This is a genomic window from Streptomyces sp. NPDC046122, assembly GCF_056429965.1.
The window spans coordinates 34394-47014 of record NZ_JBWKLQ010000014.1 but is presented as its reverse complement, the minus strand read 5'-3'; the positions used below and the strand labels follow the sequence as shown (position 1 = coordinate 47014).

The window sequence follows — 12621 nt, the reverse complement described above, 5'->3', positions numbered from 1 at the left end:
CGGAACCGCGCTTATGCTGCGTCCATGCCCGAGACCGCCCCCGAGATCCCCACCCGCACACTCGTCCATGCCCTGGTCCGCGAGGACGGCACCGTCGACACCGGTGAGCTCTACACCGTCGCGAACGCTCTCGGCATGAGCGACCAGCAGGTGCGCCTGTGCATCAAACGGCTCGTGGCCGAAGGCCGCTTCACCCACAAGGGCCGCGGCCGCAAGGCGGTGCTGCATGCCACCGCCGACGTCACCGGATCTCTCGCCCCGGAAGTGGAGTACGTCCGCCACGCCTACGCACAGGACAACGGGCACGCGCCCTGGGACGGTGTCTGGCACCTCTTCGCCTTCGCCGTCCCCGAGTCGGCGCGAGCGGCTCGCGACACCTTCCGCGACACCCTTGTGACCCTCGGAGCCGCCGCCGTCCAGGGCGGGTTGTACGTCAGCGCCAATCCGATCGGGGAACAGGTGGAGGCGTACGCGCGGCACCTCGGAATCCGCGACGCCCTCACCACGTTCACCAGCCGCGACCTGTGCGTCGGAACGCGCCGTCATGCCACTGACATCGCTTCCGCGCTGTGGCCGCTGGCCGAGATCGCCGCCCGCTACGAACGACTCGCGGCACTCGCTCAGGCCCGCCTCGACCGCCTCGGCGACACGGCGGTCACGGACGAGACCGACCGGCTGGCCATCGCCGTCGAGCTCGCCGCGCAGTTCACCCGCGCCATGGAGCCCGACCCTCTCCTCCCGCCGGAACTGCTCCCCCGGCCCTGGGCCGGCACACACGCCCGCCGGCTCACCGCCCAGTGCTGGACCCAACTCCTCGCACACCGGGCGGCGTCCGGGGAGAACACCGGCAGCCCGCGCCTTTTCAGGCTGTACGCCGGTGTGGTCGGGCAAGGGGCGCGGTGAGTGCCGGGTTTCCCCGACAACACACCAGCCCGTAGGCTGCCGCGCAATGGTCACTGACCATGTCACACCAGCAGTGAACCAGAGAGCGGAAAGGCACCATGATGAATCCCACTGCCACCGGCACCCCGGCCAGCATCGAAGCGACCACCACACTGCTCGAGGCGGAACTCCCCCGGCTGGAGGAGCAGCAGCAGTCGTTGGAGAAGGAACTCGCGGTCGTCACCGAACGGTTGGAGTCCGTCCGTACCGCCCTCGGCGCCCTGAAGGCCCTGTCCCTCGCCCCCCTGGCGCGCGCGGCGGCCACCGGTGACGAGCCGGAGACCAAGCCGACGCCGTCGGCCAGCACCGAGGCCGAACTCGTCACGGGCCCCAAGGCCGACGCGCTGAACGCCCCGACCACCAGCACCAGCGGCACGCCCGCGGACGAGACGGCCGGGGAAGCCACCGCGGCTCCCGCCCGCCGCAAGGCCCGCAAGGCGCCGGCCGGTACCGGGCGGAAGGAGCCGGCGGCCAAGGCGCGGAAGGCCCGCCCGGCGGAGAAGGCCGCCCGGCCGAAGAGCGGCGCGAAGGCCGAGCCCGCGAAGAAGACGGCGTCGCCCGCCGCGCCGGCCAAGGAGAGCGGCGGCCTGACCGAGCAGGTCGTGGCGATCCTCGCCGAGTCCGGCCGGACCGCCGTGCGCGCCCGCGACGTCGCCCAGGCCCTGGGACGTGACGAGTCGAGCAGCAGCATCAACGCCGTGCGCAGCACACTCGACCGGCTCGTCGCCACCTCCAGGGCCCAGCGCGCCGGCCGCGGTCTCTACCGGGCGCCCGCCAACTGACCCGTCCACGCATCGCGCGGACGCGCCCACGGTCAGGGCCCGTCCGCGCGCGGTACCGCGGCGGCGAGCCGCCCCCCGGCGACGAAGTGGAGGTGGCCGAGGCTCTCGCCGTACGGCCAGTCCTCCGCCCGGTGGAAGCACAGATCGGTGGGGATCGGCGCCTGGCGCAGATCCGCGACGTGGGTGCCGGCCGGGAGGCCGGCGACCGCGGCCCGCAGCGGGTCCTGGGCCTGCCGCCCACTCACCGACCGGCGCCGAACGGGTCCAGGGCTCACCGGTGTTCGGGCGGTGCCGGTCGACGATCCACCGCGCCCGCGCTCGCTGTCCAACGGTCACAGCCACGAGCGCGGGTGATCAGGGACAGCCCTGTTCCTCCCCGGACGTGGAGTTCGGGTGCGCTCAGGGATGGCCCTGATGCGCCGGCGTGCGCCCGCCGATGAGAGTGGTCGGACCGAGTGGGGCGACGAGAGGTGCGGGCGATGCGTGCGGGACGGGTTTTCTCGATACCGGTGGTGTCAGCGTTGGTCGCGGGCGTGGCGTTGTCGGGGGCGTCCGCGCAACCCGCCACCGCCCGCACGCTCCCGGACGCCCGGGGGCCCGGTGCGGTCGCCTGGCACGCATGCCGTACGGGTGCGGACGACACGACGGGGCGGGAACTCGACGAGGCCGGGGCACAGTGCGCCGAAGTCGCCGTTCCGTTGGATTACGCGCGTCCCGGCGGCCCCCGGATCGAGGTGGCGGTGTCGCGACTGCCGGCGTCGGGCCCCGCGCACGAGCGCAGGGGCTCCCTGCTGATCAATCCGGGCGGCCCCGGCAACCCGGGCATCAGCGGTGGGCTCCTTCTGAAGCAACGGAAGCCGACCGTCGCGGCACGGTACGACCTGATCGGGATGGATCCGCGGTTCGTCGGACGCAGCACACCGCTCGACTGCGGCTGGCCGGTGCGCACGGTCGCCGGCGCGGGTCCCGACAGGCGGAGTTTCCACGCAGGCGCGCGGCTGGCGAAGGATCTGGCCGACCGGTGCGCCCGCCGCCACCGGGACGTGCTGCCGTACGCCTCCACCCGCAACACCGCGCGGGACATGGACGCCGTCCGCGCGGCACTGGGTGAACGGCGGCTGTCGTTCCTCGGTGTTTCGTACGGCGGCTACCTGGGGGCGGTCTACACGCAGATGTTCCCGCGCCGTGCCGACCGGATGGTGCTGGACAGCGCGGTCGGCGCCGAGAACTACCGTCCGGACGGGCTGCGGGCCAACGGTCCTGCGTGGCGGGCCGCCCTGGAGGACTGGGCGGCCTGGGCGGCCCGCCACCACGATGCACTCGGCCTGGGAGCCACCACGACCGACGTGATGCGCACCGTCACGCACATCGGCGAGTCGGCCGCCAGGAGCCCGTTGCGGGTGGGTCCCCACCAGGTCGACAGCCGCCTCCTGCCGCTCCTGCTGCAACCCCTCGGCAGCGACGACGACGCGTCCTACCGGAGCTTCTCCGCCGACGTCCGTGTCCTGGCCGACGCGGCGGCCCGGCGGCCCGCCACCCCCACCACCGTTCTCGACCAGATCCTGCGGACCGTCGCGTCACCGGACACGGACGGATCCGCCGCGGCGCAGACGGCCGTCGTCTGCGCCGACCACGCGGCGTCGTCCCGCCGTCCCCTCGACTACTTCAGGGACATCGAGGCGCACCGCGCCCAGGACCCCCTGTACGGCCCCCTCCTGCGCAACATCACCCCCTGTTCTTTCTGGCCGACGGCACCTGCCGAGGCGTCCACCGCGTTCCGCAACGACGTCCCGGCCCTCCTGGTGGGCGCCACGGGCGACCCGGCCTCCCTCTACACACATCAGAGGAGCCTGCACCGGTCCCTGACGGCATCACGCCTCGTGACCTTGGAGAACTCCTTCCGCCACGGGGTCTACAGCCTGTTCAACACCACGGCCGAGAAGTGCGTGGACGACGCCGTCGACCGCTACCTGCTCACCGGCGCCCTTCCGCGCGACGACACCCGCTGCGCACCGGGCGGCGTTCCTGTCCGACATGCTCCGGCACGTTAGGCCGGAAAGTCGCTGTGCGGACGGATCGGCGGCCCGTAGAAATGGCTCCTCGGCCTGACTGGCCGCCCGCGATCAGAAGGAGTCACCCCAGATGCGTCGCCTTCGTTCCACCTGCATGGCCCTCGCCGGCACGGCAGCGATGTTCGCCCTGACCGCCGCACCCGCCCAGGCCGCTCCCGGTGACGTCACCACCTCCTGCGCGAGCGTCCTCACACCCGCCGGTCACGTCGACGTCAGCTGGGGCTACAGCAGCAGTTGCGGCACACAGAGCTTCAGCCCGAACATCAAGCAGATAAAGCAGCTCACCGGGCTGCCCGTCGGCACCGTGGTCAGCGCCTGCGCCTCCACCTACCAGCCCGCCGGCTGGGTGCAGACCAGCTCGTACTACAGCAGCAGCTGCCGGTACTCGTCGACCCCCAGCTTCAGCCACAACGCCTGGCAGCTGAAGCGCGTCTCCTGATCCACGAGGGTGGCGTGGCCCGGGCCGGGAGTGTCGTACGGACCGACAGCGCACGGCGGTCCGTACGGTACGTCCCGTGCCCGCGCCGACATCGCCCGCACCGGAATCTCCTGGGCGGCGAGCGATGAGTTCCGCGCTCCGGTCCGGTCCTCACTGGTGACGGCCCCTGCCGGGGCTTCTCCGCCGGGTGGTCGTCGGACCGGCACGGCCCCCAAGCGTGACGACCGTCCAGGAGGCGATCATGTTCGGTACGACGAAGGCGTTCAGCGGCTTCTCCGTGGACGACATCGAGGCGGCCAAGGCGTTCTACGGCGAGACGCTCGGCATCAACGTCTCGGAGGAGAACGGGTTGCTCACCCTGCATGTCGCGGGCGACCGGGACATCCTGCTCTACCCCAAGCCCGACCACCGGCCGGCGACGTACACGGTGCTCAACTTCCCCGTCGACGACATCGAGGCGGCCACCGACGAGCTCGCCGCCCGGGGAGTGACCTTTCTGCGTTACGACCACCTGCCGACGGACGAGAAGGGCGTCTTCCGCGGCGGAGGCCCGTTGATCGCATGGTTCGCGGACCCCGCCGGCAACGTGCTGTCCGTACTCCAGACACCTTCCTGAACCCCTGCACGGCATGGCCGGGGAAGGACCGCTGTCACCACCGCGGCACGTGAGCCCTGTGGCGCGATTACGCCTGTGCCGCCGTCCCACCCGCCCCTATCATCACCCGGATGAGCCAGACGGCGGTTCCTCCCCAGTCGGCGCATGCCCCGGATCCGCACCTGCTCGGCAAGGCGCCGGTCGACCCCGCTGTCAGCGAGGCGGGCCGGCTGCTGTGCGCGGGAGCGTATCTCGACCCCCGATTCCGGGACCGGGTCATCGACGAGTTGTACGTGCACGACGAACGCGTCGTCGCCCCCAGCTACGGCATCGACGCGGCCCGCGTCCTCGCCCACGCGCTCCGCGCGCGGCGCGGCGAACTGGGATGGTCGGCGGCCGTGGTGGGGGTGTGGGCGGGTGCCGCGTTCGCCACCGACGGCTGGTTCCCCACCCGGTGGCTGCTGCCGTGTCTGCTGCTCAGTGCGGCGGCGTGGGCCGTCCGGGCCGCCCGCGCCTCTGTGGTGATGCGCGTGCCGGCCCGGCTGCTCCAGCTGTACGCCCGCCTGCTCTTCGGCTTTCTCCTGCTGACGACGGCCATGGTCCCGCTGATCCGGGCGAACGACGGTTCGCTCGACAACGGGTTCGTCGAGTTCGTCCACCGGACCGTCCGGACACTCGACCTCCAGTTCCGGCTGCTGCCGCCGGAATGGCAGTTCAAGCTCTACTTCGACACGTACGACGACACCTGGCTCCAGTCGTCATACGTGACCCTCGGGCTGCTCCTGCTGCTCGCGGTGATCGTCGGCCTGCGAAACGAACGGACGGCCAGGACCATGTCGGGGCCGCTGTCCCCGGAGCACTACGCGGACCTCGCGCGCGATCCGGCCGAGCGGTCCGCCGGCCCGCGCCTGCGACTCGTGCGGGAGCTCATCCGCGGCGAGCAGCACTGGCCCCTGGTGATGTACGCGACGGCGAAACCGTTCTGCGGCGCCGGTATGCCCTTCCGGCCCTGGCACCTCTCGGTCGAGCTGCGGCCCCGCACCGACCTCGGTCCCGAGGGACCCCAGGCCGTGGGCAACGAGGAGATTCTGCGCCGCGTCATCCCGCTGGTCGAGACGTTGCGCGTACCCTCCCCGCACGGTTCCCCGCGGGTCGCGGCGGCGGTCCTGGACCGCTTGCGCGAACTCGCCGTCGACGAGTGCGTGTTCCTGCCGGTCGCCGGTCTGCGGCGGCGGGAGGACGTGCCGTACGGCGCCGAGGCGTTCGAGGAGCACCGGGCGGGCGCCATCGAGGAGGGCGGCGAGAAGCGCCGGCACTTCCTGCGGATCCGGGTCGGCGGCTGGGACGAGGACATCGTCGTCACCGTCTTCGTACGGGTGCACACGCAGGGCGGCATGCTGATGCTGGAGGTCGCGCCGCACGTGCTGCGGCCCGTACGGAGGCGGTTCCAGGAGGCGGACGACACCACCCGGCGTTTCGGCCGGGACAACGCCGTCGCCCTGTCGCTCCGGGCCCTGGCGGACACGCCGCAGGCTTTGGCGACGGCGGTGGCGGCGCTCGCGCGCGGCGTGGTCAGCGGCTGGCACGCGCTGACCGCCGGGTCCGCCAGGAGGAGGCCGGCCGGGCCCGAGACCGCGGTGCGGGAGCTGGGGGCGGACCCCGACGCCTCGCTCTTCCAGGCCATGGACGTCGACCGTTACCTCAAGACCATTCAGGATCGCGTGGCCCGCGGAGTGCAGCTGGCCCTGTACGAAGCCGGCTGGCAGACCGCCGAGTTCGAGCAGAAGGCGGTGCACCTCGGGCAGGGCGCGGTGTACATCGAGTCGGTGCACAACAGCGCGGTCGGGATCGGTGACAGCAACACCGTCAGTGCGTCGGCCGGTGCGGCCGGCGGGGAGAGGGAGCCCAAACGTGCGAAGACCTGACCGCGAGCGGCACACCGAACGCATCGGCCGCGGGCCGGCCCCGGCCGTCGGCGTGCGCGCCAACGGGCACTGCGCCGTACGGGGAGGCTGACATGACGCCGCCGGCGGCCCGGTGGAACGCAGGCGCCCAGCGCTGGGAGTTCCCCGACCGGGACGCGGCCGCGGAAGCTGCGAGTCCGCCGCCTGGGAAAGCTCTCGCCGAGGCCGTGGGCGAAGCCCCGTCACCGTCACCCTCACCGGGCGCGGACGGCGACAGGGTCGCCGCGGACACCGGTCCGTCCGGCGCACAGCGGCCGCTGACCCGGCCGCCCGTACCCCGCCGGCCGCCTCCTCCGCAGCCGCCTTTCGGCATGCGCGCGAGGCTCCGGGCTCCGGGACCCCCGTTCGCCCGCCTGGCGCCGGTGCTCGGCCTCGCGGTACTCCTGGTCGCCGCCGCGCTGTGGTTCGTACCGGGCGGTGACGACGGGCCGGGCAGGACCGGCGACACCTCCCCGACCGCCTTCCCCACCGCGTCCCCGACGGCCCCCAGCGGCTACCGCCTCGCCGCCGGCCCCGACGGATCCGCCATGGCCGTCCCCGCGGAGTGGACGCCACGGCTCACGGGCGGCATCCATGTCCACGAGAGCAACGACTTCACCTCGTACCTCGAAGTCGGCCGCCTCACCGTGCCGACGGACAACCTCGAAATGGCACGGGCCTTCTCGCGGGGCGTGCGCTCGGTGTGGCCCGGGTACGTCGAGAAGTCCATCGCACCGGTCGGTGAAGGGCCCGACGCGGCGGCCGAGGTCGACTTCGAGTACGACAACACGAGCGGGAGCAGGCGGCGCGGTCTCTACCGCGTCTTCACCGCGCCCAACGGCACGGCGTACGGGGTCCAGGCGGCGGGTCCGAGCACCGAATGGCCCCGCCAGCGTCAGGTCATGGACACGTTGCTGTCGACGTTCCACCTGCCGGCGGCCTCGCCCTCGTGAGCAGCGGCCGCCCACTCACCGTCGCCCCCACCGCCGGCGGCATCCGCGCCCGAGACCTGGACCCCCGGGCGCGCGGCACGGCACGCCGTCCGGCCGCGCACCCGGTTCCTCCGGTGCCTCAGACCTTGTCCGCCGCGATCAGCAGGTACTGGAAGCTGCCGTCCTTGTACGCGTCGAGGAACGCCTTCTCGATGCCGGTCGCCAGCGGGGACTTGGCACGCAGTTCCCAGTAGGGGATGGTCGCGGCGGTGAGGTCGACGACGCTGACGGGGACGAGGCGGTTGGCGGCCATCTCCCTGAAGTAGCTGCTGCGGGGATGGATGTTGCAGATGTAATGGGCGTTGATCTCGCTCACCGCCCGGGACGGCAGGCCGTAGGCGTCGTTGTAGCAGCCGGTGATGGTGACGTAGCGACCGCCGTGCTTGAGCAGCCTGGCGTACTCGGGGAACAAGAGGGCCAGGTCGACGTACATGGTGCTCTCGTTGTTCCAGACGGCCTGGAAACTGTCGCTCTCGAAGCCGGTGTGCAGCATGTTCTTCAGGTGGAAACGAACCTTGTCGTCCACGCCGCGTTCCTCGGCCTGGCCGTTGGCGAAGGCGACCTGGGTTTCCGAAATGGAGACGCCGTCGACCTGGCAGCCGAAGCGGCTGTGGGCGACGAAGCTGCTGCCGCCGCGGCCCGATCCGGAGTCCATGACGCGGTCCTCGGGGGTGAGGTCGCCGAGGTGGCTCATCAACAGGTCGGCCTGGGCGCATTCGAGCCGGTGGAGCTCGGCCGTGAGGCGCTGCTGACGGGTCTCCTCGGGGCCGTCGAGGACGGACCAGTTCACGTCACCGATGCCGTAGTGGTGGTGGTAGATGCCGTCGACCTCGCCGAGGCGGAGGTTGACGGGGTTCTTCTCCTGGTTCCAGTAGTTGGCGACGGACTTCTGGTAGAGGCTGCGCAGCGGGTGGGGGGCGGTGCCGGTGTGCTGAACGGTCATAAGTGTTCTCCTTCTTCACGTGACGCACGGGCTGTACGGGCCGGGAGGCCGGACCGGCTGGACGGGGCTTCGCGGGTCGGATCACGCGGTCAGTTCGCGTCGTTGTAGCGGGGGCTGGTGGCGTGCCACTGCTTGCTGCCGCCCATCCACGCCCACAGACCGGCGAGGTAGCGACGCAGTTGCGGGGAGCCGGCCGCTGCCAGCACGGCGCAGTCGGCCTCGACGGTGTGCATGATTTCGTCGTGGATGGCGGCGGTGCGGTCGACGGCTTCCTGCAGGGAGCAGTTGTCCTCGGCGGCGATGAGGTTGGGCAGGTTGGTGTCGCCCGGGTCCTCCTTGGCCATCGAATACACGTCGTTGAGCAGCACATTGGCCATGCCGGCGTACAGGTAGGTGCGGCGCACGGTGGGATCGGCGAACTCGTGGGCCGGCAGTTCGTAGCCCCCCACCGGGTCGATCAGCACCATGCAGGGGTAGAAGGCGTTCTCGTACCGGTGCAGCAGGTACTCCCACACGGCGGGCCTGCGTCCGCTGCTGCGCCATTCGGCCTCCTGCCCGTAGCCGACGAACATGACCGCGAGTTCGTGGCGCAGACGGGCCATCTGCGTGGTGCTGGCGATCTGTGACAGGTGGGCGAGACTGGAACGGAAGGCGCGCAGGACGGGCTGCTGGTGGACGACTTCCTCGAACTGCGCGAGGTAGCGGGCGGGAAGCCGTACGGGGTCGACCACCGCTTGGGTCATGGCGAGCCGGGAGCCCAGGAGTTCCGGTTCCGTGTCGTCGCCCTCGTCGACCCAGTGGTCGTCCACGGACCATTCGGCCAGCCCGCAGCGGGCAGCGGCCATCAGACGGTCGGGATCGTCGCAGTCGGGGTGCGCCAGCATGAACAGGTGCCCGAACTGGTGTGAGCGCAGGCGTTCCAGGCGGCCGGTGAAGATGCCGATCTCCTCCGCCCAGTCGACCAGGCGGTTGTTGACCTCCTCCCCCAGGGCGGGGTCGTCCCGCACCGCGTCCGGACAGTACAGCGTCGGGATCCGGACCGCCGTCCCGTCGCCGCCCGAGGACTGCTGAGGCGCGGCGTCGGTGGGCTCTTCCGGCCGGGCGGGCCGCGCCGCTCGCGGGACGGCCGGGGCGGACGAGCGGAAGGCGCGGGCGGCGGCCGTGCCCAGTCCCGCCGGTCCGGCCAGCAGGCGTTCGAGCTCCGGGGGCGAGGGCGGCGCGGTGGAGACCTGTCCGGTCGTACGAGGCGTCGGGGAGGCGGGAAGGAGCGGTGGACTGGCGGTCGGGGGCCCGTTCCACGTCCACGGAGGGACTCCGGCGCCACTGGTTCGGGGCATGCGACAAGTGCCTTTCGGATCGGGTGGGCGCAAGCGCCTGCGGATGGCCGGGCGGCGGGCGGGGCACGTGCGAGCGTCGTACGCGGGCGTGGGCACGGCCCGGTCGCCGGTGGTGCGTACCGGTGGCGTCAGCGGCGGGGCCGGGGCGCCTGCCGGCTTCCGTCAGCGCCAGCGGCCGACTTCGACGTTCTCCAGGACGCCCAGCGCGTCGGGCACCAGGATCGCGGCCGAGTAGTAGGCAGTGACGAGGTAGGAGATGATCGCCTGCTCGTCGATGCCCATGAACCGCACCGACAGGCTCGGCTCGATCTCGTCCGGGATGCCCGACTGCCGCAGCCCGATCACGCCCTGGTCCTCCTCGCCCGTGCGCATGCACAGGATCGAGGTCGTACGGGCTTCGCTGACGGGGATCTTGCCGCACGGGTAGATCGGCACACCGCGCCAGGAGGGGATGCGGTGGCCCCCCACGTCGACGGGCTCCAGGAGCAGGCCGCGCCTGCTGCACTCGCGGCCGAACGCGGCGATGGCCCGGGGGTGGGCGAGGAAGAACTTGTTGCCGCGCCGCCTGGAGAGCAGTTCGTCCATGTCGTCGGGGCTGGGGGCCCCGTCGTGGGGCTGGATGCGCTGCGCGTGGTCACAGTTGCTGAGCAGGCCGAACTCGCTGTTGTTGACGAGCTCGTACTCCTGGCGCTCGCGCAGTGCCTCGAGCGTGAGGCGGAGCTGCTGCTCCGTCTGGTTCATCGGTTCGTTGTAGAGGTCGGCGACGCGGCTGTGGACCTTCAGCACGGTCTGCGCGATGGAGAGTTCGTACTCGCGCGGCTCCGGCTCGTAGTCGACGAACGTGTGCGGGACGAGCGGTTCGCCCACGTGTCCGGCCGCGAGGTCGATGGCCGCCTCGCCGTGCTGGTTGGTGCGGCGGCGCGGGAGTGCCGCGACCGCGTGCAGGTGGCTGCCGAGCGACTGGCTGCGGGCGGCGAGGTCGTCGACGTCGCTCCTGGGCAGCACCAGCACCGTGCAGGCGGTGGTGGCGCGGAAGGTGCACTCCCAGGCGGCGTCCGGTTCGGTCAGGCAACGGTCGCCGAAGTAGGCGCCGTCGGCCAGGAAACCCAGCACGGCGTCCGCGCCGTACGGTCCGCCGCCCACCTTGTCCACACGCCCGTGGGCCAGCAGGAAGACGCGGTCCTGGGGTTCGCCGGCCCGGGCCAGCACGGTGCCGGGGGCGCAGTCGATCTGCTCGCAGCGGCCCGCCAGCTCACCGAGCACCGCGTCGTCGCCGTAGTCCCTGAGCGCCGGCAGCTCCCCCAGCTCGGCCGGGATGACCGCGACCCGCCCGCCGGTCTGCACGAACGTCACCCGCCCGTCCCCCACGGCATGACTCAGCCGCCGGTTCACCCGGTAGGTGCCGGCCTGCACGTCCACCCACGGCAGCATCCGCAGCAGCCACCGTGAGGAGGTCTCCTGCATCTGCGGTACGGACTTGGTGGTCGTCGCCAGGTTCCGCGCGGCAGCCGTCGCGAGACTCTGCTGCGTGGGCGCCTGTGCCGGTGCGGCATTCCGGTCGGCTTCAACGGTCATGCGCGATCCTCTGCTCACCTGTGCTTACGCCGACTTACACTCCCTCCGCACCACTTCGTTTGTCATCACACGAAAGAAGGTGAATGCCCCTTTCCGGAGTGGGGTAGCCACGCCGCCGTGTCGTTTCTTCGCACACACGTCCAGTCGTCGAGGGTGGCGCTTCACGCCGCCGGAGTCGGTCAGGGACGCGGCTCGGGGTTGCGGCGCACGCTCAGGATGTCCTGGGTGTGGGCGATGGTGTACGTGCCGTCCGGCCCGGTGAAGTGCGTGTCGACGTACGCGGCCAGGTCGGCCCGGGAGGGCAGCGGCTCGACGTCGCGCAGCATGGGGACGTTGAGCATGAACTCGGCCACGTCCAGGGCCTCGGCCGGGTGGGGGGTCCTGTAGTGGACCTGAAGCGATTCGATGGTGCAGTCGCCCACCCGGTCGCCTTCCTGCCGCTTCAGCCGGTGGGCCAAGGGCCGCAGATCGAAGCGCGCGCCGGTGAAGTGCTCGACCATGCGCATGCATCCGCTGTCGGGGTTTTGCAGCATGATCAGCAGTGTGCCGCCGGGAGCCAGCCATCCCAGCACCCGCCGCACCGCGGGCAGCCAGCGGTCCTCCGGCAGGTAGTACAGGACGTGGGAGAGGAGGGCGAGGTCCGCCTCCTCCCGGAAGTCGACCTGGTCGACGGTCTCGGGCACGACATGGGCGTCCGCGCACGTCTCGCGGAGCTTCTGCCCCAGCGCCGCGTTGGGTTCGACGGCGACCGTCCGTTCGAAGTGCTGTCCCACATGAGCCGTGGTCACCCCCTCACCGGCGCCGACGTCGAGGAACAGCCGTCGCCGCTCCAGGCCGGCGATCACTTCGGCGAGACGGGCGTGCGTGCGGTTCTTCTCGTCCGTACCTGCCAGAAACAGTTCGAACGCCCGCCGGTAGGCGGCGCTCGACACGTCCAGCACGTTCACGGGACGGGAGTCCGCGGAGAGCAATGACATCGGTCCAGCCCTGTCGGTCGTCGG

General features: G+C 71.7%; 12 protein-coding genes. 7 read left to right on the top strand and 5 right to left on the bottom strand.

Features of this window, described 5'->3' with window-relative positions:
* Positions 1–24: 24 nt before the first annotated feature.
* Complete coding sequence (locus tag AC07FK_RS27785) at positions 25–903, top strand: PaaX family transcriptional regulator C-terminal domain-containing protein (protein WP_479107696.1); 879 nt, start codon at positions 25–27, stop codon at positions 901–903.
* A 98-nt stretch (positions 904–1001) separates the two neighbouring features.
* Positions 1002–1724 carry a hypothetical protein gene (locus AC07FK_RS27780; protein WP_479107695.1) on the top strand — a complete coding sequence of 241 codons (723 nt, stop codon included), beginning with the start codon at positions 1002–1004 and terminating at the stop codon, positions 1722–1724.
* Between the two features lie 32 nt (positions 1725–1756).
* Here AC07FK_RS27780 and AC07FK_RS27775 read toward each other — a convergent pair whose 3' ends face one another.
* A complete protein-coding gene (locus AC07FK_RS27775; protein ID WP_479107694.1) occupies positions 1757–1969 on the bottom strand; it encodes a hypothetical protein in 213 nt (70 codons plus the stop codon).
* Positions 1970–2236: 267 nt separating this feature from the next.
* Between AC07FK_RS27775 and AC07FK_RS27770 the strand changes: the two genes are divergently transcribed.
* The 5 genes from AC07FK_RS27770 (at position 2237) to AC07FK_RS27750 (ending at position 7726) form a co-directional block, all read left to right on the top strand.
* Positions 2237–3775, top strand: a complete 1539-nt coding sequence (locus tag AC07FK_RS27770) for an alpha/beta fold hydrolase (RefSeq protein ID WP_479107693.1) — start codon at positions 2237–2239, stop codon at positions 3773–3775.
* 91 nt (positions 3776–3866) lie between these two features.
* Entirely contained in the window at positions 3867–4235 is a 369-nt protein-coding gene (locus AC07FK_RS27765) for a hypothetical protein (RefSeq protein WP_479107692.1), read from the top strand.
* Positions 4236–4476: 241 nt separating this feature from the next.
* Positions 4477–4851 (top strand): VOC family protein, encoded by a 375-nt coding sequence (locus AC07FK_RS27760; protein ID WP_479107815.1) that lies wholly within the window; start codon positions 4477–4479, stop codon positions 4849–4851.
* Positions 4852–4961: 110 nt separating this feature from the next.
* Positions 4962–6755, top strand: a complete 1794-nt coding sequence (locus tag AC07FK_RS27755; RefSeq protein ID WP_479107691.1) for a hypothetical protein — start codon at positions 4962–4964, stop codon at positions 6753–6755.
* A 350-nt stretch (positions 6756–7105) separates the two neighbouring features.
* Positions 7106–7726: a hypothetical protein gene (locus AC07FK_RS27750; RefSeq protein ID WP_479107690.1), complete on the top strand. Its 621-nt coding sequence runs from the start codon at positions 7106–7108 to the stop codon at positions 7724–7726.
* A gap of 118 nt (positions 7727–7844) precedes the next feature.
* On the opposite strand, the gene AC07FK_RS27745 is transcribed toward AC07FK_RS27750, so the two are convergent.
* From AC07FK_RS27745 to AC07FK_RS27730, 4 genes are all read right to left on the bottom strand, one after another.
* Positions 7845–8708: a geranyl diphosphate 2-C-methyltransferase gene (locus tag AC07FK_RS27745; protein ID WP_479107689.1), complete on the bottom strand. Its 864-nt coding sequence runs from the start codon at positions 8706–8708 to the stop codon at positions 7845–7847.
* An 89-nt stretch (positions 8709–8797) separates the two neighbouring features.
* Positions 8798–10045 carry a family 2 encapsulin nanocompartment cargo protein terpene cyclase gene (locus tag AC07FK_RS27740; RefSeq protein ID WP_479107688.1) on the bottom strand — a complete coding sequence of 416 codons (1248 nt, stop codon included), beginning with the start codon at positions 10043–10045 and terminating at the stop codon, positions 8798–8800.
* A gap of 162 nt (positions 10046–10207) precedes the next feature.
* The gene (locus AC07FK_RS27735) at positions 10208–11620 is read right to left on the bottom strand and encodes a family 2B encapsulin nanocompartment shell protein (RefSeq protein ID WP_479107687.1); all 1413 of its coding nucleotides are present in this window, start codon (positions 11618–11620) and stop codon (positions 10208–10210) included.
* Positions 11621–11799: 179 nt separating this feature from the next.
* A complete protein-coding gene (locus tag AC07FK_RS27730) occupies positions 11800–12597 on the bottom strand; it encodes a class I SAM-dependent methyltransferase (RefSeq protein ID WP_479107686.1) in 798 nt (265 codons plus the stop codon).
* Positions 12598–12621 lie beyond the last annotated feature (24 nt).

Coding starts and splice junctions, on each gene's coding strand:
- AC07FK_RS27785 (WP_479107696.1), top strand. CDS start 25: ATGCCCGAGACCGCCCCCGAGATCCCCACCCGCACACTCGTCCATGCC.
- AC07FK_RS27780 (WP_479107695.1), top strand. CDS start 1,002: ATGATGAATCCCACTGCCACCGGCACCCCGGCCAGCATCGAAGCGACC.
- AC07FK_RS27765 (WP_479107692.1), top strand. CDS start 3,867: ATGCGTCGCCTTCGTTCCACCTGCATGGCCCTCGCCGGCACGGCAGCG.
- AC07FK_RS27760 (WP_479107815.1), top strand. CDS start 4,477: ATGTTCGGTACGACGAAGGCGTTCAGCGGCTTCTCCGTGGACGACATC.
- AC07FK_RS27755 (WP_479107691.1), top strand. CDS start 4,962: ATGAGCCAGACGGCGGTTCCTCCCCAGTCGGCGCATGCCCCGGATCCG.
- AC07FK_RS27750 (WP_479107690.1), top strand. CDS start 7,106: ATGCGCGCGAGGCTCCGGGCTCCGGGACCCCCGTTCGCCCGCCTGGCG.
- AC07FK_RS27745 (WP_479107689.1), bottom strand. CDS start 8,708: ATGACCGTTCAGCACACCGGCACCGCCCCCCACCCGCTGCGCAGCCTC.
- AC07FK_RS27740 (WP_479107688.1), bottom strand. CDS start 10,045: ATGCCCCGAACCAGTGGCGCCGGAGTCCCTCCGTGGACGTGGAACGGG.
- AC07FK_RS27735 (WP_479107687.1), bottom strand. CDS start 11,620: ATGACCGTTGAAGCCGACCGGAATGCCGCACCGGCACAGGCGCCCACG.
- AC07FK_RS27730 (WP_479107686.1), bottom strand. CDS start 12,597: ATGTCATTGCTCTCCGCGGACTCCCGTCCCGTGAACGTGCTGGACGTG.